Origin of the sequence: Rahnella ecdela (genome assembly GCF_019049625.1) — a bacterium.
Lineage (GTDB): Bacteria > Pseudomonadota > Gammaproteobacteria > Enterobacterales > Enterobacteriaceae > Rahnella > Rahnella ecdela.
The window spans coordinates 51,838-70,726 of sequence record NZ_JAFMOY010000112.1; the positions used below are offsets into that span (position 1 = coordinate 51,838).

At 56.2% G+C, this 18,889-nt stretch carries 16 protein-coding genes; 2 read left to right on the plus strand and 14 right to left on the minus strand.

Annotated features, from left to right (window positions below; all coding sequences use genetic code 11):
• Positions 1 to 5: 5 nt before the first annotated feature.
• The 7 genes from J1784_RS05150 to J1784_RS05180 are packed head-to-tail and all read right to left on the minus strand — an operon-like array spanning position 6 to position 7,076.
• On the minus strand, positions 6 to 485 hold the full coding sequence (locus J1784_RS05150) for a RidA family protein (RefSeq protein ID WP_120509684.1): 480 nt from the start codon (positions 483 to 485) through the stop codon (positions 6 to 8).
• Positions 472 to 1,488: an ABC transporter ATP-binding protein gene (locus J1784_RS05155; RefSeq protein WP_217148313.1), complete on the minus strand. Its 1,017-nt coding sequence runs from the start codon at positions 1,486 to 1,488 to the stop codon at positions 472 to 474. Before J1784_RS05155 ends, J1784_RS05150 begins: the two co-directional genes overlap by 14 nt.
• Positions 1,485 to 2,501 carry an ABC transporter ATP-binding protein gene (locus J1784_RS05160; protein WP_217148314.1) on the minus strand — a complete coding sequence of 339 codons (1,017 nt, stop codon included), beginning with the start codon at positions 2,499 to 2,501 and terminating at the stop codon, positions 1,485 to 1,487. The genes J1784_RS05155 and J1784_RS05160 overlap by 4 nt, the downstream gene beginning before the upstream one ends.
• Positions 2,498 to 3,712, minus strand: coding sequence for an amidohydrolase/deacetylase family metallohydrolase (locus J1784_RS05165; RefSeq protein WP_217148315.1), 1,215 nt, complete (start codon positions 3,710 to 3,712; stop codon positions 2,498 to 2,500). Before J1784_RS05165 ends, J1784_RS05160 begins: the two co-directional genes overlap by 4 nt.
• Positions 3,712 to 4,584 carry an ABC transporter permease gene (locus J1784_RS05170; protein ID WP_217148316.1) on the minus strand — a complete coding sequence of 291 codons (873 nt, stop codon included), beginning with the start codon at positions 4,582 to 4,584 and terminating at the stop codon, positions 3,712 to 3,714. Before J1784_RS05170 ends, J1784_RS05165 begins: the two co-directional genes overlap by 1 nt.
• Positions 4,584 to 5,525, minus strand: a complete 942-nt coding sequence (locus tag J1784_RS05175) for an ABC transporter permease (protein ID WP_217148317.1) — start codon at positions 5,523 to 5,525, stop codon at positions 4,584 to 4,586. Before J1784_RS05175 ends, J1784_RS05170 begins: the two co-directional genes overlap by 1 nt.
• 15 nt (positions 5,526 to 5,540) lie before the next feature.
• Positions 5,541 to 7,076 carry an ABC transporter substrate-binding protein gene (locus tag J1784_RS05180; protein ID WP_217148318.1) on the minus strand — a complete coding sequence of 512 codons (1,536 nt, stop codon included), beginning with the start codon at positions 7,074 to 7,076 and terminating at the stop codon, positions 5,541 to 5,543.
• Between the two features lie 574 nt (positions 7,077 to 7,650).
• Here J1784_RS05180 and J1784_RS05185 point away from each other — a divergent pair.
• Both J1784_RS05185 and J1784_RS05190 read left to right on the plus strand, forming a co-directional pair.
• Positions 7,651 to 8,559: an acetamidase/formamidase family protein gene (locus tag J1784_RS05185; protein WP_217148319.1), complete on the plus strand. Its 909-nt coding sequence runs from the start codon at positions 7,651 to 7,653 to the stop codon at positions 8,557 to 8,559.
• A complete protein-coding gene (locus tag J1784_RS05190; RefSeq protein ID WP_217148320.1) occupies positions 8,559 to 9,905 on the plus strand; it encodes an APC family permease in 1,347 nt (448 codons plus the stop codon). Before J1784_RS05185 ends, J1784_RS05190 begins: the two co-directional genes overlap by 1 nt.
• 122 nt (positions 9,906 to 10,027) lie before the next feature.
• Here J1784_RS05190 and J1784_RS05195 read toward each other — a convergent pair whose 3' ends face one another.
• The 7 genes from J1784_RS05195 to J1784_RS05225 form a co-directional block, all read right to left on the minus strand.
• The gene (locus J1784_RS05195) at positions 10,028 to 11,302 is read right to left on the minus strand and encodes a glycoside hydrolase family 10-like protein (RefSeq protein ID WP_420803954.1); all 1,275 of its coding nucleotides are present in this window, start codon (positions 11,300 to 11,302) and stop codon (positions 10,028 to 10,030) included.
• A 154-nt stretch (positions 11,303 to 11,456) separates the two neighbouring features.
• Positions 11,457 to 12,398 (minus strand): DMT family transporter, encoded by a 942-nt coding sequence (locus J1784_RS05200; protein ID WP_120509691.1) that lies wholly within the window; start codon positions 12,396 to 12,398, stop codon positions 11,457 to 11,459.
• An 89-nt stretch (positions 12,399 to 12,487) separates the two neighbouring features.
• A complete protein-coding gene (locus J1784_RS05205; RefSeq protein ID WP_217148322.1) occupies positions 12,488 to 14,275 on the minus strand; it encodes an ABC transporter permease subunit in 1,788 nt (595 codons plus the stop codon).
• Positions 14,275 to 15,783 (minus strand): ABC transporter substrate-binding protein, encoded by a 1,509-nt coding sequence (locus J1784_RS05210; protein ID WP_217148323.1) that lies wholly within the window; start codon positions 15,781 to 15,783, stop codon positions 14,275 to 14,277. Before J1784_RS05210 ends, J1784_RS05205 begins: the two co-directional genes overlap by 1 nt.
• A 13-nt stretch (positions 15,784 to 15,796) precedes the next feature.
• Positions 15,797 to 17,035 carry an MFS transporter gene (locus J1784_RS05215; protein ID WP_217148324.1) on the minus strand — a complete coding sequence of 413 codons (1,239 nt, stop codon included), beginning with the start codon at positions 17,033 to 17,035 and terminating at the stop codon, positions 15,797 to 15,799.
• A gap of 4 nt (positions 17,036 to 17,039) precedes the next feature.
• Positions 17,040 to 17,855 (minus strand): ABC transporter ATP-binding protein, encoded by an 816-nt coding sequence (locus J1784_RS05220; protein ID WP_217148325.1) that lies wholly within the window; start codon positions 17,853 to 17,855, stop codon positions 17,040 to 17,042.
• The gene (locus J1784_RS05225; protein ID WP_217148326.1) at positions 17,855 to 18,670 is read right to left on the minus strand and encodes an ATP-binding cassette domain-containing protein; all 816 of its coding nucleotides are present in this window, start codon (positions 18,668 to 18,670) and stop codon (positions 17,855 to 17,857) included. The genes J1784_RS05220 and J1784_RS05225 overlap by 1 nt, the downstream gene beginning before the upstream one ends.
• Positions 18,671 to 18,889: the final 219 nt, after the last annotated feature.

Sequence of the window (18,889 nt, forward strand, 5' to 3'; positions counted from 1 at the left end):
CAGGGTTATTCGAATTCGACGATCGCTTCAATTTCGACAGTAATTTGATCGGGTAATGAAGAGAAACCGACGGCGGAGCGGGCGTGGATCCCCTGCTTACCAAAAACGCCGACCAGCAAATCCGAGCAGCCGTTGATCACTTTGGGGTGGTCGCTAAATTCATTGTCGGCATTCACCATGCCCAACAGTTTTACCACCTGTTTCACCCGACCTAAATCCCCCAGCGCTTCATGCATCACCGCCAGCAGATTGATGCCGGTCAGTCTGGCGTGCTGATAAGCGTCCTCAGCAGAAATATCGCGCCCGACTTTGCCGCGCTGTTTGCTGTTATCCGCGCCCACCGGGCCCTGACCGGAAAGAAAAAGCAAATTACCCGAGATGATGTGAGAGCTAAAATTAGCAACGGGAGCAGGAGAAACCGGCAATACAATGCCCATCTCCGCCAGCCGCTGGTAAGGCATACTCTGCCGGTTATTGGTGTGCATTATCGTGTCTTCCTTGTTCCTGAAGGTTAAGTTCATGCAGGCGAACACAGCTCACCCAATGTTCATCACTGACGTGCTGTTCGGCCGGAACGCCCGCGGCACAAAGCGCTGTCGCATAAGGGCAGCGGGTACGGAATACGCAGCCGGAAGGCGGCGAAATAGGGCTGGGAATATCGCCCCTGAGCACGATGCGCTGTTTTTTCCGGGTTGGGTCCGGCACCGGTGCGGCAGAAAGTAAGGCCTGAGTGTAGGGATGGCGCGGCCGGGCATAGACCTCGCGGCAAGGCCCGCGCTCCATGACGCGACCGAGGTACATCACCACCACTTCATCACACAGGTATTCCACGACGGTCAGATCGTGCGCGATGAACAACAGCGTTAATCCAAGAGAGCGTTGCAGTTCGCCCAGCAGGTTCAGCACCTGAGCCTGCACCGACACATCCAGCGCTGAAACCGATTCATCAGCCACGATAAAATCAGGTTCGACGGCGATAGCGCGGGCGATGCCAATACGCTGGCGCTGACCGCCGGAAAACTCATGCGGATAACGATCCGCGTGCTCTGCCTGTAACCCCACGCGTTGCAGCAACTCTTCTACGCGTGCTTTTCGTGCCTCTCCTTTGGGGTAACCGGCAGTATTGAGTGCTTCACCGATGATTTGTGACACACGCATCCGGGGATTCAGGCTGGAAAAGGGATCCTGAAAGATAATCTGCATTTTCTGCCGGTAGCGTTTCATCTCTTTAGACGGCAGGGACAGCACATCGGTCTCGTTGAAAAACACCTGTCCGGCGGTAGGTTCCAGCAGGCGTAAAATAGCCCGTCCTGCGGTGGTTTTTCCTGAACCTGATTCCCCCACCAGCCCGACGGTGTGACCGCGTTTGATGTCAAACGTCAGTGATTCAACGGCGTGAACCGTGCGCCCATCCTGCGTTTTAAAATACTGGCATAAACCTTCGACGCGCAGCAGTGGCGCGGGCTGAGAAGTGAAAGAATCACTCATAACTTTTCACTCCTTATGCAGCGCGACCAAGTATTTTTACCCACGTTGCGCAGCGCTGGCCGGGCAACCAGACAGTCACTGCTCACGTGCTCGCAGCGTGGAGAAAACGCGCATCCTGCCGGTAACTCGCTTAAAGAAGGCACGGCCCCGGGGATGGCGTAAAGTTCGCCGCGCGAACCATCCTCCGCCGCGTTGTGATTGTTCGGTGTGCAGGCCAGCAAACCGCGGGTGTAAGGGTGTGCCGGACGAGAAAACAGCGTTTCGACCGGCGCGTGTTCCACGACTCTTCCGGCGTACATCACCACCACATCCTGGGCAATTTCCGCCACGACGCCGAGATTATGAGTGATAAAGATAATGCTCATTCCCAGGTCAGCTTGCAGGCGTTTAAGCAGGTCGAGGATCTGCGCCTGAATGGTTACATCCAGCGCGGTGGTGGGCTCATCGGCAATCAGCAGGGCAGGGTTGCAGGAGAGTGCCAGTGCGATCATCACGCGCTGGCGCATCCCACCGGACATACTGTGCGGATAATCATCAATTCGGGTAGCCGCCGCCGGAATTTCGACTTTCTCCAGCATTTCGATAGCACTGCGCCGCGCGTCCTTTTTTGACATGGGCTGGTGCAGGGTGATCATTTCCATTATCTGATCTCCCACAGTAAAAAGCGGATTCAGGCTGGTCATCGGCTCCTGAAAAATCATCGCAATTTCCTTGCCACGCACTTTCCTGTATTGCGCCGCAGTGAACTTGTCCAGTCGTAATGGTTCCTGCTGCCGGTTGCGGTAGTGAATTTCGCCGCCGGAGACATGACCGTTTTTTCCCAGTAATCCCATGACTGACAGGCTGGTGACTGATTTCCCGGAACCGGATTCCCCGACAATCGCCAACGTCTGACCCCGTTTGAGCTCAAACGTCACGCCGTCAACGGGAATGACATTCTGGCGTTTCGTGGTGAAACACGTTTGCAAATCTCTGACCGATAAAATGACGTCATCATCTTTTGCCGGACTCATACATGCCCCCCGCACGTGCAGCGTGGCGACTGTTCTGCGGGCTGATAACGTGACGCCGTCCAGTGCTGTGCCCCCAGCACGGTGAAACGCGGGTCAAAGACTTGTTTAAGTGCGCTAGGTACCCCTTTTGAATCACGCACAATCAGGTCGGAATCATTGATTTCGAACAGGGTGAAATTAGCACGAGCGCCAGCCTCGAGCATCGCAGGATACGGACGACGGATCACCTCACGTGGCCGGGTGCTGGACGCGCGGATCACGTCTTCCAGCGGCATGCCTAATGACAATAATTTCGACATGGTGGTGGACATATCCCAGACCGAGCCCGGCATTGAACGCTTGTGGATGTCGGTGGAAATAGTGTCCGGCAGCAGTTTATTGCTCAGTGCGGCTTTAGCGACTTCAAACGAAAACGACGCGCCACCGTGGCCGACGTCCATCACCACGCCCCGCTGCTGCGACGCTTCCACCAGCCGGTAAAGTTCTTCATCTTCCAGAATCGAGCCGCCGATTTTGCCGTTAAAACAATGGGTAATGATGTCTCCTTCGCCCAGCGTTTTAAGCACGTCGTCGTAAAGCGGCAGCGGTTCGCCAACGTGCACCATAATCGGCAATTTCAGGATACGTCCCAGCTTCTTAGCCAGTTTCACCGGCGCGATATCCCAGCCTGCGGTAATGGTGCCACTGGCGCGCACTTTCAGGCCGACAATCAGATCCCGGTTAGCGTCGACGGTGGCGGCAATGCGGTCGATATCCACCGACGCCAGCCCGGTAAGCTCACTGACACGGTTACAGGCCACCAGACCGATGGAGCCCAGATTCAGAAAGGCAAAAATGTCTTCGCTGGCAGCGTCGATAATCAGTTCACGCAAACCGTGAAAATTGGCTTCCCCGGCAGAACCGGCATCGACCAGCGTGGTGACTCCACGGGACAAACCACAAATTTCAGGCCGGATGGAAATGTCTGTGCCGCCGTACCAGATATGGGTATGCAAATCGGTCCAGCCAGGGGACAGCCAGCAGCGGTTGCCGTTGATCACTTCCACGTCGCTGTCCGCGCGGATCTCAGGGGCGCTACGTATCACTTGCCCGTTCCTGCCGATCAGCACATCAATGCAGCCATTAAGCGTGTCGGGAACCGGGCCGAAACCTATCGGCTTAACCGCTTTGACCAGCAAAGCTTCTTCAGATTGTGTGTTGTGAGTGTTCATCAGGCACCTTTTGAAAGTCGGGGATCGAGTAAATCGCGTAATCCGTCACCCAGTAATTGCAGCGACAGCACGGTAATCACGATGGCAATGCCAGGGAACAACATGATCCAACCCGCCTGGTCGATATACTGGCGGCCCTGGCTGATCATGGTTCCCCATGTAGGAATGTCGGGAGAAATACCCACGCCGAGGAATGACAAACCGGCCTCCGCAAGAATGGCGTTGGCAAAGATGAAGGTACATTGCACCAGCAGGGGTGAAGTCAGGTTGCGTAAAATATGGCGATACAAAATGACCGGCGTCGGCACCGCCAGTGCTTTTGCCGCTTCGACATACGGCAGTTCACGAATAACCAGCGTCGAGGCGCGGATGACCCTGGCCATACGCGGCGTGTAGACGATGCCGAGTGCAATCACCACATTGGTGGCCGACGGCCCCAGCGCGGCGACCAGTGCGATCGCGAGCAGAATGTCCGGAAACGCCATCATCGCGTCAATCAGGCGTGAAATGGGCGCATCCAGCGCACGGAAATATCCCGCAAGAAGTCCCAGTAAAACGCCGGTGATCGAGGTAAATACCACGACGGCGATCCCCACGCTCAGTGACGTTTGCCCCGCAAACAGCATTCTGGAAAAGATATCGCGGCCCAGTTCATCAGTACCGAAAAGATGCGTGGCTTCCGGGCCTTTCAGGCGTTGAATAATCGCCAGCTGGCTGGGTGAAAAAGGGGTAATCCAGGGAGCCAGCAGCGCACTGACCAGGATAAACGCCAGTAAAATCAGCGCGATTGCCGTGGTCGGGCGCGACACTAATTGCCACATAAATGAGTCATGGCGGGAATGGCGGGCCACTGCAATGGAAGAAATAGACATTAGCGACGTACCCTCGGGTCAACCCACAAATACAACATATCTACGGCGAAATTCATCAGTACGTAGAGGCCGGAAACCACCAGCAGCGTGCCCTGTATAACCGGATAGTCCCTGCGCAAAACGGCTGAAACGGTCAGGCTGCCCACACCAGGAAGCCCGAACACCGTTTCGGTGACGATAGCCCCGGAGATCAGCAGTGCCGCCGTCAGACCAATCACCGTAACGACGGGAATCAATGCATTCTTGAAGGCATGTTTGACGACGACACGAAATTCGGACATTCCCTTGGATCGCGCAGTGCGTACGTAATCATCGTTGAGTACGTCGAGCATGCTGGCGCGGGTAAAACGCATGATCAGTGCAGAAGAAACCACGCCAAGTGACAGCGCAGGCAGCACCAGATGATGCATTCGTTGGGTGAAAGAGGCATCGGGCCCGCCGTAACCCGAAGTATCAAACCACCCCAACCTGACGGCGAAAAACTGGATGAACAGCAAACCCAGCCAAAATGACGGCACGCTGGCTGACAGCATGGCGACCCCCGTGGCAATCTGATCAAATAGCGAGCCCCGGTAATACACGGACAAAATACCTACCGGCAATGCGATGAGTGTGGCGATCAGCAACGCCAAAATGGTCAGGAAAAAGGTCGGTTCGGCGCGCTGCCACAGTGCATCGGTCACCGGAATATTGAGAAATATCGAACGCCCGAGATCCCCCTGCAACACGCCGCCGATATAGTGGGCAAACTGCTGCCAGAGCGGGGCATTTAGCCCAAGCTGATCCCGCAACGCAGCAATATCAGCCCCTGTCGCATCCGGCCCCAGCATGACCGCAGCCGGATCGCCGGGGGTGATATGCACAATCAGGAACACCAGCGAGATCACCAGCGTCATGACCACCAGCATGCCAAACAAATGATTCAGAATTGAACGTAACATGTTAAGTCCCGGCGATTATTGGGTGAGATAGGCGTTCCAGAAATAAGGCCACGGAGAAGGTCTCACGCCCTGTAATGCGGGAGACTGAGCCGCCAGTGCATTGAAGTTGCCGACCTTAAACATCGGCACATCTTCGTAAATGGCCTTCTGCACGTTAGCCCACAGTGCGACGCGTTTCTGAGGATCGGTTTCACTGTTAAATGCCTGCAACGCCGTATGTTTTTTGTCGCTGACCCACCAGCCTGGTGAGGTGTCAGACATGATGCCGGTCAGGGAAGGTTCCGGAAGGAAAGGGCTATGGGAGATGTACATATCCCAGCGTTCAGGATTGGCGCGGTTCTGTGTGAGGGAAGCCCACTCCTCTACGTCGAGCTGGACTTTAAAACCCGCCGCTTCCAGATAGGCCTGCGCCACCTGTGCCAGCTTATAGTGAAATTCGTACTGGCGGCTGGTCAGAATCCGCAGCGTCTGGCCCTGATACTTCGCCTCTTTAAGCAACTGCTGCGCTTTAGCGGTATCACCCATCGGCTTATAGGGCGCAGTGCCTGCTTCGGTATGCCAGATGCTGTCTTTCGGGTACATGGCACCGTCAAGGCTGAAGAAATCCGGTGAGCCAAAGGCCGCCGTCATCATGTCCTGCGGCGCCAGTGCGGCCTGAATGGCCTTACGGATCAGGATGTCTGACGTCAGTCCCTGCCGGGAATTCATCACAAATATCGGCCAGCCATAAGGTTTGAGCAACACGGGTTTATCTTTGCCGTTTTTAATCTTGTCAAAAGATTCCACCGGCAAAGAATCAACGTAAGCAAACTGCCCGGAAACGGCGCCTTCAATGCGGGTATTCGGATCAGCCACCGGAACAAACCGGATTTCATCCAGATATTGCTTGCGGCCACCGCCGTAGCCATCGGGTTCTCCCGCCTGGCTGTGATAACCCTCATAACGGGTCAGCTGGATAAAACGGTCGGCCTGATGAGATTTCAGCTGATAAGGGCCTGTGCCGATAAATTCGGTCAGCGGATTCTGCCGGGTTTGCGCATCAGGCATGATCACCGCCGCGGAATTGTTTAGCGACAGCAATGCCAGCAAAGGCGCATAAGGTTGTTTAAGGACTATTTTGATGCTGTGGTCATCCGGGGCTGAGATGTCGGTGATAATTTCTGCCGTCTGACGCCCGCGGCTGGCGACTTTCTCCCAGCGATGTAGCGACGCCAGGACATCTTTTGATGTCATCGGCTGACCATTCTGGAAAGTCACCCCCTGACGTAATGGGATCACATAGGTTTTCCCGTCATCAGAAATGGCGGGCATCTGGCTGGCGAGCAGCGGAATGACCTGCCATTTCTCATCAAAGGTATAGAGCGTTTCAAAAATATGTTGAGTGATGGTGCCGACCAGATCGGCTGTGGACATCATCGGATCGAGCGTTGGGGGCTCGCCTATCATGGCGATATTAACGATACCGCCCTTAGTCGGCTCAGCCTGGGCGGATGCACTGACACTGGTGAGCACCATCAGGATGGCAAAGAAATAGTGCAGAGTTCTGGACATATTTATCACCTGTTTGTTTCATAATTATGGAATATATGTTTCTTTTATGTAACTAGTTTGTGAATGTACATTTATCAGCCAGAGGATCAACACTTTTTGACCCCAGATGTCTTTTTCAAAACCTGGGTCACGTTTTTGAATATTGACGAGCAAGGAGGAGGGAGAAGAAAAATCTAGTATTCATGACCAGAACCCTATTTATTACTAAAATATCACGTCCCTACAATCGGGACGCCTGTGACCGCATTCTGAATACATGCATGATCAACTCTATTAATTTGAATTTGTATTTTTAATAAATAAAAACGCGCGCGCGTTATACATGCAAATCTAAATAACGCTTGCAGCTCTGGAAGGTTTTCTATATTTATTATTCCCGAATATCCGGCGCGTCATTTTATGGGGGAAATATATCCCGCAGAGGATGCTGGAATTGTGCCTCAAATAATAATGAATAACGCTGCGCTCTTTGGGAATAGCAACATATACGGACTCTGAGAAAGGTAATTAGCAGTCGAAATAACTGTAAGCCGAAAAACAGAACAGAAGACACTTTATAGATTACAGGGCGACTATGTTAAGAATTGATAATACCCATCTGGTTTATGCGATGTCCCGCGAGAATCCTCCTGCTGCTGCAATCACCAGCGGCAGCGATGTGTGCTTTGACACCTGCGACTGCTTTTCTGATCAGATTCAGTCCGAGCAGGCTGAGTTTAATGAACTGGACTGGCAGCGGATCAACCCGGCAACCGGCCCGGTTTTTATCGAAGGTGCTGAACCCGGCGACGTGTTGCGCGTTGAAATCAAGCATATTGCCATGCGTGGAAATCAGGCAGTCATGGTCACCGCACCTGGTCTGGGCGTCATCGGGAATGAGCTGACCGAACCCCGTATCCTGACTGTTCCTGTTGAAAAAGGTATGGCGCATCTGCCGGGCGGAGTGCGTTTCCCTATCAACCCGATGATCGGTGTCATCGGGGTTGCTCCTGCCGGAGAGGCCATTTCCTGCGGAACGCCGGACAGTCATGGCGGCAATATGGATTGCAAAGTGATCACCGCCGGCAGCACGCTCTATTTACCCGTTAATGTGGCGGGCGCATTGTTTGCGCTGGGCGATTTACATGCCGCAATGGGTGATGGCGAAGTCTCAGTATGCGGACTGGAAATTCCCGGCGAAGTTGTCGTCAATCTCCAGGTGATTAAAAACCGGAAATTACCGACTCCGATGCTGGAAAACAGCGACACTATTTTCACTCTCGCGTCGGCAAAAACGCTGGACGAAGCTGCCGATATCGCCACGCGAAATATGGCGCATTTTATTACCGATAACACGGATATCAGTCTGCCTGATGCCATCAACTTACTGAGCATTACCGGTGATTTACAAATCTGTCAGGTCGTTGACCCGTTAAAAACCTGCCGGTTTGCATTGCCGAAAACAGTGGCTGCACAGCTGAAGTTGAAGATTGAGGAATATTGATGTCTGTTGAACAATTTGGTTATAAACAAGAGTTACACCGAACACTGACTTTGAAAGATTTACTGGTTTACGGGATGATTTTCATGGTGCCCATCGCGCCTTTTGGTGTGTTTGGCTACGTGTGGGAAGGCTCGAATGGCATGGTGGCACTGGCTTATCTGATAGGCATGGTGGCGATGTTTTTTACCGCCATGAGTTACTGGGCCATGTCTCGCGCTTTCCCGGTTTCGGGTTCCGTTTATGCATACGCACAGCGTGGTATTCATGAAACGGTAGGTTTCTTTGCCGGCTGGCTTATCCTGCTCGACTATATTCTGGTGCCTTCGCTGCTTTATATCGTCAGCGCGGCGGCATTAGCGCCGGTTTTACCGGAGGTGCCTTCTTGGGCATGGATCGTCGGGTTTATCGCGCTCAACAGCGTTGTCAATCTGGTGGGGATCCAGTTTACGGCGAAGGCCAATAACTACATTCTACTTGCCGAAATCATTATCCTGAGCATTTTTGTGGTGCTGGGGCTGATAGCGCTGTATTCCGGCGTCGGGGCGGGTCACTTAACGCTGGAACCTCTGTACAACGCTGATAAATTCAGTCTGCCGCTGGTCGTGGGTGCAGTGTCCATTGCCGTATTGTCCTTCCTGGGTTTTGACGGTATTTCGACGCTGTCTGAAGAAACCAAAGGCGGTGTAGACACGGTAGGTAAAGCGTCTCTCGGCGCATTAATGCTGGTGGGGGTGCTCTTTATCTTGCAGACCTGGATTGCCGCTGATTTAGCCGTTGGCATGACGTTCACCAGTCTGGATACGGCATTCTACGAGACGGCAAACCTTGCCGGTGGCGAATGGCTGAAACAAGCCACCATTTGGTCCACCGCTATCTCCTGGGGTATTGCTAACGCGCTCGTTGCACAGGCTGCCGTCTCGCGAATTCTGTTCGCGATGGCGCGAGACAAACAGCTGCCTAAACTGCTGGCGAAAGTGCATCGGCGTTTCAAAACGCCGTATGTCAGTACATTGCTGGTCGGACTGATCTCTTTGTGTTCAGGCTTGTGGTTTAACGGCAATATCGACAATCTCAGCCGCCTGGTTAATTTCGGCGCACTGATGGGCTTCCTGATACTGCATGTGGCGGTGATTAATCACTACATTATCCGCCAGAAGTCCCGCAATTTGGTGCTGCACCTGCTGTTCCCGGTTATTGGTTTTTGTATCATTGCTTTCGTTATTTACGAAATGGACTGGGAAGCCAAAATTCTTGGCCTGAGCTGGCTGGCAATCGGCGTGGTTTATTACTTTGTGTTACGCGTGATCCTTAAACGTGAAACCACGCTGAAGCTGGAAGAAAACTGAGTTTTCAGTCTCTCCGGTACCGGGAAAAAATCGTAAATAAAAAGGCTCAATACGTTTCTCAACATATTGAGCCTTTTTTGATAACTGTGAAGGCCACGCCATTCAGGCGGGTTCTCGAGTTTTTAACTTCCCCAGCGGTGTTTCAGATAACTGACCGCTTCCTGCGTCTGCGGCTGGTTGAGGTAGTTCTCCCTGAACAAAATGGTGCCCTGAATTTGCGGGTTGGATTCGTTCATATCGAGCTGTTTTTTCAGCTCCGGCACGCCACCGCTAATCATCCAGTCCGGTTCACTTTTTGAAGGTTCACCCACTTTATACAACGCGACGCCAATATACAGGCGCGTATGGGTCGGTTTCACGACATCAGCCCACCATTGCGCCAGCACATCATAGCGGGCGGCTTTACGGGCAAAAGGCCAATAGAGTTGTGGTGCAATGTAATCGAGCAAACCCTGCTGCACCCAGAGACGGGTATCGGCATAGGCTTCATCATAGGCTGCCGCGCCTGAAGTGCGGGAACCGGCCGGATCGTGTGATACATTACGCCATACGCCTGCCGGACTGACGCCAAATTCTACGCCGGGTTTGAGCTGTTTGATGGTGCGCGAAACCTGCTCGATCAGCAACTGGGTATTGTGGCGTCGCCAGTCAGCTTTCGAGGCAAATCCCTGTCCGTAGCGGCGGAACGTCAGATTATCGTCGAGCGTGGAACCGGGCGTTTCGGTATAGAAATAGTCATCAAACTGCACGCCATCGACCGGATAACGCGACACCACTTCGGCCACGATACTGGTTATCCAGTCGCGCGCTTCGGGTATACCGGGGTCGAGCACAAAACGGTCGCTGGCGGTGCGGATCCAGTCGCGGTGCAGCACAAAAACGCTGGCCGGATGCAGCGGCAGGGTGTTGTTCAGCTCCGTCACGGTGGAAGGTTTGGTGTTGACCGACACGCGGTAAGGGTTAAACCAGGCGTGAACTTTCATTCCGCGCTTGTGCGCCTCATCGAGCATGAACTGCAACGGGTCATAGCCCGGATCCTGTCCGATTTTACCGGTCAGGGTATCCGACCACGGCAGGATTTTAGAGGCCCAAAGCGCCGTGCCATCCGGTTTCACCTGGAAGAACACGGTGTTAATCCCGAGACTTTTCAGCTTATCGAGTTTGTCAGTCAGCGCTTTTTTCTGCTGGCTGATACGTGCCGACGGGCTGCTGGCTGTGACCGAGGATACTGGCGGCCAGTCGAGGCGGGAAACCGTTGCCAGCCACACACCGCGCACCGGTTCCAGCGGCTGCGCAGCTTTGCCCGGCAGCGGCTGTTTGGTGACCGGTGGCAGCGGGGTAACCAGCGATTTCGGCGGCGTGGAAGAGCAGCTGGCCAGTAACAGCGCCAGACCCATCAGGGACGCTGATTTTTTGACGGCCGTAACCGCGGAAATGTGATGAAAACGGGCGATGGTAAACTCCATTTATAGGTGATTTCTCAGACTGGCAGGGTAACTGCTTAGTGCCGCGTGCTTTGTGATCAGGATTAATTTTCCCTGTAATCAGGTATTAACGCAATTTTCTCAGGCGCTTTTTGGCTATCCACTGGCGCAACAGTCCATCGGCGCTTACCGTCAGAATTCCGAGCATGATCAGCAGGGCACCGGCGATAAAGTTGATTTTCAGCGGTTCATGCAGCAATACGACGCCCGCAATAATGCCGAAAACCGGCGTCATAAATGAGAGGATCCCCAGACGCGACGCCTGATAACGGCGCATCAGGCTGAACCACGCCAGATAACTGCCGAACGTCACGACCACAGTCTGAAAGACCATACTGCTGACCGAAACCGGCGTGAGCCGAAACTGCGTCTGACCGGTCAGCAACGCCATTGCGCCGAGCAAAACGAACGCGCCTGCCAGCTGATAAAACAGCGTCATGGTGGCACTGCCGGAAGATAGCGCACTGCGCCGCACCACGATGGTGGTCATGCCCCAGAAAGCCCCCGCCAGCAGGCCGAAGAAATCGCCGAGCAACATGTTGCTGGCCTGCGGTGCAGCGGCATTATTACCGCCAAAGAGAAACGCGACAATCACGCCGAGAAAGGTAATACCCACGCCGGACCATTGCAGACGGCTCAACCGTTCTTCCGGCACCAGGAAATGCAGGCCGAGTGCGGCAAAAATCGGTGCGGTATAGAGAAAAACCGCCATGTGGGCCGCGGTTGTGAACCGCAGGCCTTCGGCGACAAACATAAATTCAACGGAAAACAGCAAACCGACCAGCAATCCGGGGCGGAGTGTCCGTGCGCTGAAGGGGATTTTCCGCTGGCGGATAAGCATTAGAATCATCACCGCCAGCCCTGCCATGCCCGAGCGCAGCGCCACCTGCAACAACGGGGTGATATCCTCCGCCGCGCTTTTGATCGCCACCTGCTGCACGCCCCAGATAATACACAGCCCAACCATCACGCTGCTGGCAAATCCGTCCAGCGGCTTACGCGAGTCCATTTTCTGTCTTCCTGTTCTGTCTTCTTGTATACATCAGGCCAACAGATTAGCGCGAAATTATGAATTCAGATAATGGTTCATATCACCATTCAGCGACCTCCCGCCTGTTTTCCCCAGCGCACGTTACCCAGCGTCACGGCCATCACCGACAGTAACGCCAGTGCGCCCGCCGGTGCGAAAACCGTCCAGCCTGCACGTTCGATGTAAGGCATCCCTTCTGCCAGAACGCGTCCCCATTCCGGTACAGGTGGCGGCGCGCCCAGACCAAGAAAACCCAGAGACGCCAGCGCCAGTGCTATGCCGGGTAAACGCAGCAATGCGTGGCGCAGAATCGGACCGGCGAGTGCGGGAAACACATAAAACAGATTACGCCCAAGCGCCCCCACACCAGAAAGTGGGAGTATCTGCATATAAGGACGCGCACGGATTTCCGCCACCCGCGCTGCCGTATGGGCCGCCAGCGGTGCCCAGCTGACAGCGGTGACGGCGATAATGGCGCCTCCCGCCGTCGGACCGTTAACCGCGGCGACCACTAATCCGGCGATCACCGGCGGGAGCGCATTGGCGACTTCAACAGGTCCGGTCATTGCGCGGGGAAACGCTCCGGCAATCACTCCGGCAGCCAGACAAATCAGCGAAACCATCAGCGCCTGAAAACAAGTAGTGAGCGTGCCGTGCGCCACACGGGCGAGAAGGTCACGTCCCATTGCATCCGCGCCAAAAGGCAATGCGAAGGAGGGCGGCTGCAACCGCAAATAGTCTGAGGCCAGCGGGTCGCGCGGCAAACCAGCGAAGACCATCACCAGCAGAATAAACAGGCATAACAGCGGGATCCACGGTCGGGATTTTTCTGCACGGTCTGAAGACGCCGGAACCGGCACTGCATTCAGCCGGACCGCTCGCCCGAGCAGCAATATCCGCACGCCGCCGGTTATCATGCCAAAAAGAGAAGCCAGCAACAGCAGGATCAGAATGCCGGTCTGTAATGCCGGTAAATCTCCGGCCGCCGCTGCGCCCAGCGTGGCGCGTCCTAGTCCCGGAATGGCGAACACTTTTTCAACCGCCACCGCGCCGCCGGTTAGGGAAACCAGCATCAGTCCGGTCAGCGGCATCACGCCCGGCAGCGTCCGGCAGATAACTGCCTGCGCGATGTGCCGTCGTTTAATCCCCAGCACGCTCCAGGTCGTCAGCCAGTTTTCTTTGAAGGTTTCACAGAGTGCATCCGAGTAAATCCGCCCGAGATATCCGCCCGCAGGAATACCCAGCGCCAGCGAAGGCAGCACCGCGTAATGCCAGCCCTGCCAGCCATAAGGGGGGAAGAATTGTAGCCAGACCGCGCCGACGATCAGCAAAACAGACGCCAGTAAAAACTCCGGCAAAGCGGTGAGCAGCGCTGCGGTAAAACCCGCCGGACGAGGCGTGCCGCCGCGCAAACCACGCAACAGGGTGCCTGCGCAAAGCAGCAGCGCGAGGATAAACGCCACACCCGCCGACGTTGCCATCAGCGTCAGCGAAACGCCGGTTGCCTGCAACATGCCGGGCAGAACCGGCAATCCTGAAACCCAGGACACCCCTGCGTCGCCGTGCAGTAAACCGTTCAACCAGTGCGTGAGCGCAAACCACGGCCCGTTGTCCAGCCCCAGCGACTGGCGGATAGCGTCCAGCGTTTCTGCTGTGGCTTCCTGGTCGCCTGAACGCGCGCGCAGCAATGACAGCGCCGGATCGCCTCCCGACAGCCACGGCAGCAGACCGGTCAGCACGACGATCGCCGCCAGCGTCAGTAAGCGCGACATCAGCGGCACCAGCGCGCTGCTGGTCTGACTCATGCGCAGGCGACTGACACCCGCGCAGGTGCGGCAATACAGAGATTCACTCATCAGTCGGCCTGCACCTCGCGCTGCGTGGCGTTGTTGATCAACGTGCGTTCACGTGGGTCGCGTACTGCGTCACGAATGTCCGCTGCTTCGCCCTGAATGACGCGCTCATGCAGCATCGGAATCGCGGCATCGGTTGCGAGGATCAGGTTTTCAGCCTGCATAATGGCCTGACGGCGCGCATTGCCTGCCGGAATCGCCGCGGCTTTTTGCAACGCCAGATCGATTTCAGGGCGGCAAAGTTGCGCGATATTAAACGAGCCCTTGCAGGCAAAATCGCTGTACATATACGCCACCGGATCGCCGGAATCGAGCACCGTCGCCCGCGATAAAATAAACGCATCGAATTTGCCTGCCAGCGCATCCGATTCGATTTGTGAGTACTCACGTACGACCTGTTTCACCGTGAAGCCCGCCGTCGTCAGTTGCTGTGCCAGATACACCGCCACTTCCGGCAGCTCCGCGCGGTCGCTGAATGTCGCTAATGTGATGGTATCACCGGCAGGTTTCGCGGCGGCAACCGGGTGGCTCACCGGCTGACGCAGTTCTGCTGCCCACGGCAGTGCCGGGCCCAGTAAACCCTGCGCCACATCGGCACGTTTTTCGTAGACGTTATCCACCAGCTGCTGACGGTTAATGGCCTCGCGCACGGCGGCACGCAGCGCTGCATCCTGCATCACGCCGGATTTCGTATTGAGGTACAGCGTGTTGGTGCGTGGCATCGGCACTTCGTGGATTAAGTTCTGGTCGAGCAACGGTGCCTGTGAAACCGGAATAGCTTCCACAATATCTGCCGCACCGGTGCGTAACGCGGCTCCGCGCGCGGTGCCGTCCGGCACAAAACTGACGTCGATACCGCTGGCTTTCGCCGGTTCACCCCAGTAACCGGCGAAACGCTCCAGCCTGGCGCTGCTGGTGCCGTTGACCTGCACCAGTTCAAAGGGGCCGGAACCGGTATGACGCGGGTTCACCGTACCCTCCTCGCCGTAGGCCGTTTGCGCAAGGATCGCCAGTTGCGGGCTGGAAAGTCGCTGCGGCAGCAACGGATCCGGTTCTGCGGTAGAGACGATAACCGCCAGCTGACCGTCGGCTTTCGCAGTCAGTTGCATACCATCCAGAATGCGCGGTTTCGGCGCGGCATGGGCGGCGACGGTCAGCGCATTTACCACGGTTGTAGCATCCAGTACACTGCCGTCGTGGAATTTCACACCGGAACGCAGCCCGAACCGCCAGCTTTTCTCGCCGGTTTGCTGCCAGCTTGTTGCCAGCGCCGGTTGCGCTTCGCCGAGTTTATCCAGCACCACCAGCGTTTCCGCCGTGCTCCAGCGTGAGAGTTTAAACGCGTCGTCACTGAGCGGCGTCAGGCCGGAACGCGGCGGTTGCAACATCGCCAGTTTCAGGCGCTGACCGGCGTTTTTATCGGGCGTTTTATCCGCTTCGTTGAAGCAGCCGGTCAGTAAAAGCGCAGCAGAAAGCAGCCCGGCCAGCGGGCTAACACGTAACAGAGACATCAGAGTTTCCTTGTCAGATTGCGGGAGGAGGCAGGCGGCGGCAGATTCGCCACATCGCCAGCGCACTTAAAAAGGGAGCCGCCGCCAGCGCCAGCCACGCAATGACCGCGCCGGGTGACGGCGTCAGGGCGGAATCGAGCAGCCCGCCGAGCAGGAAATTGCCCGCCAGCACCGCCACGCCGCCCATCGAAGAAAGTGCACCGTAATGCGCGCCGAGGTTATGCTGCCCGGCAAAGCGCGGAATGAGATCCATCCCGACCGGCACAATCAGCATCTGGCCGACGGTGAGCAGCGTGATCAGCAATACTGACGGCAGCAGCCGCAGCCAGCCTTGTGGCGGGATCGTCCAGGCGAAGAGCGCCACGGCGACAAACGCGCAGGACAGCAACCCGAAACCCGCAGGCAAAATGCGTGCGGCGCCCATCCGGCGTGCAAAACGCGCCAGCGGCATTTGCAGTACGATCACCAGAACTGAGGCCAGCACAAAAAGCGGCCCGAGATCTTGTTCACTGCCGCCGGAGCGACGCAGTTCCACCGGCAGCGCCAGGTACAGCTGGTTATAGCTGAACAGATACGCGCTGTAGGCGATGATAAAGGCCACAAAGCGCGGCTGACGAAACGTCTGCCACCACGGCACAATTTTCAGTTCCGTGGCGCGTTTCGGCGTGGCAGGCAGGGTGAAAAACAGCACCAGCAGCGCAATCAGAAACAGACCGGAACCGGCCAGCGCCACCGGCTGAAAACCGTATCCGGAGAGCAACGAACCGAGCAGCGGGCCCAGTACCGCGCCCAGTTCCGCACAGACGGCAGACAGCGCGAACCATTCGGCGCGGCTGCGTTTTCCGGCTTTTTCGCTGTGGGTGCCGGCCTGCGCCAGCAACGCTTCAATCGAAGGGGAAAACAGCGCGCCGCCGATGCCGGTCAGACAGGCGCCGAGTATCACCGGTGCCAGTGTGTCGGAAAGCCCGAGCAGCAGAAAACCGGCGATGCGCACCACGCAACCCAGCAAAATAATGATCCGCGCACCGTAGCGGTCGGACAATGCGCCGCCGAGTAAAAACATGCCCTGTTGCGAGAAGGTGCGCAGCCCGAGCACCAGACCGATCGCCCAGCCGGAAAGCAGCAAATCGTCACGCAGGAAAATCGCCAGAAACGGCACGACAGCATAAAAACCAATGTTAAAGACCAGACTGCTGGCGAGCAGCAGCGGCGGTTTGGGCGCAGAAGCGGGCGCAAGGGAACGGGTCAGCATCCGGTTATCCGTTAACGGTCAAAGGTAAATGAGGAACGGCCTGCAACAATTGCCGTGTATGAGTATGGTCCGGCGCGCGTAAAACGTCCTGCGTGGCGCGGTCTTCGACAATTTTGCCGCCGTGCATCACCAGCAACCGGTCGCAAAGTCCGGCAACCATGGAGATGTCGTGCGTCACCATCAGCAGACCCATGCCATTTTGCTGCGTTACCTGGTGCAACAGCTGTTTGACCTGCGCACGCAGCGGCAGATCCAGCCCGCTGACCGGCTCGTCGGCGACCAGAAACTGCGGGCGGATCGCCAGCGCACGGGCAATCGCCACGCGCTGCGCCTGTCCGCCGGAAAGCTCGCCTGCGGTGCGGCAAATCAGCGTTCCGCTCAGGCTGACCTGCGCCATTACCTCGCTTACGCGCAAACGAATATCGTCTGTAAACCCCAGATGTTTAAGCGGTTCGGCAATGATCTGACCGACCGTCATAGCAGGCGGCAGCGAACCGGCAGGATCCTGCGCAATATACTGCACACGCTGGCGGTATTCGCGTAATGACCGCAAGGAGCCGGGGCGGATTTTTTCTCCGGTGCAATACACCTCGCCGTTGTCTGGCGCTTCGAGTGCCAGCAAAATTTTCAGCAGCGAAGATTTCCCGCAACCGGAAGCACCGACCAGCCCAAGGGTTTCATGGCCACCGATGCGCAGCGACAGACCTTCGAAAAGCGTCGTGTGCTGCCTGCGCCAGAAAGAACCCGGCAGCGCAAAATGCCGGCTGACCTTATGCAGATGCAGAAACGGGGCAGTGACCAGATGCAGTGAAGATTCCATCAGACCGCCACTCCTCGCAGCGCTGCGTGATTCTGATGCGACGCGTCGGCCTGTCTGGCAGCGTGCACCAGTTGCCGGGAATAAGGATGTTGCGGATGACGGAGTAACTGCGCCATCGGCGCGGATTCCACCAGCACGCCGTTTTCCATCACCAGCGCGCGCTCGCATAACTGCGCGGCGACGGCGATATCGTGGGTAATAAACAGCAGAGCGCGCGTAGGGCTGGCAGAATAGGCTGTTTGCATGACCTGCAAAACCTGATGCTGGGTGAGTACATCCAGCGCGGTAGTCGGCTCGTCGGCGAGCAGCAGCGAAGACGACGACTGCATCGCCAGCGCAAGACACAACCGCTGGCGCTGACCACCGGAAAGTTCCGCCGGATACCTGGCCGTTAATTGCGCGATATCGCCAAGTCCTACGGCATCCAGCATGGCGAGGAGTTCTTGGACGCTGGCGACGGGCAGGGCGAGACGCAGCTGTTTACCGATTGTCATCAGCGGATTCAGTGCCGTAGACGAATCCTGAAAAACGGTGGCCACGCGGCTGTATGAGCAACGTGAAACCGGAGGTTTGCCGCACACTTCCAGGCCGTTCACCCGAATGCTGCCACGGAGATCTGCGCGTGCGGGCGCTGTGCCGGTGATGGCTTTGGCGGTCAGCGATTTACCCGAGCCGGAAGCGCCGAGCAGGCAAACGCGTTCACCTGCGTTGATGTTGAAACTCAAACCGGAAATACGATTTTCACCCGCGAGCCATAACGTCAGTCCTTCAACCGCCAGAACCGGTGCGGTGTGTTGTGCTCTGTCTTGCGTCATCCCTGAACCTATTCATCTCTGGGGTGCTTATGATATGTGATAACATAACAAAATGTATCAGTTTGATGCAAAAGGTTTTGGGATTTTTCTTCTCGTCAGACTGGATTTTAAGGAAGGAAAAATCAGAGTTCATGCTTACGGTAAACAGCCTTATCACTGCGGGTGTAATAGAAACATATGCGAAATGAAAGGAAAAAAAGCGCCGTCAGCGTCAGCCTT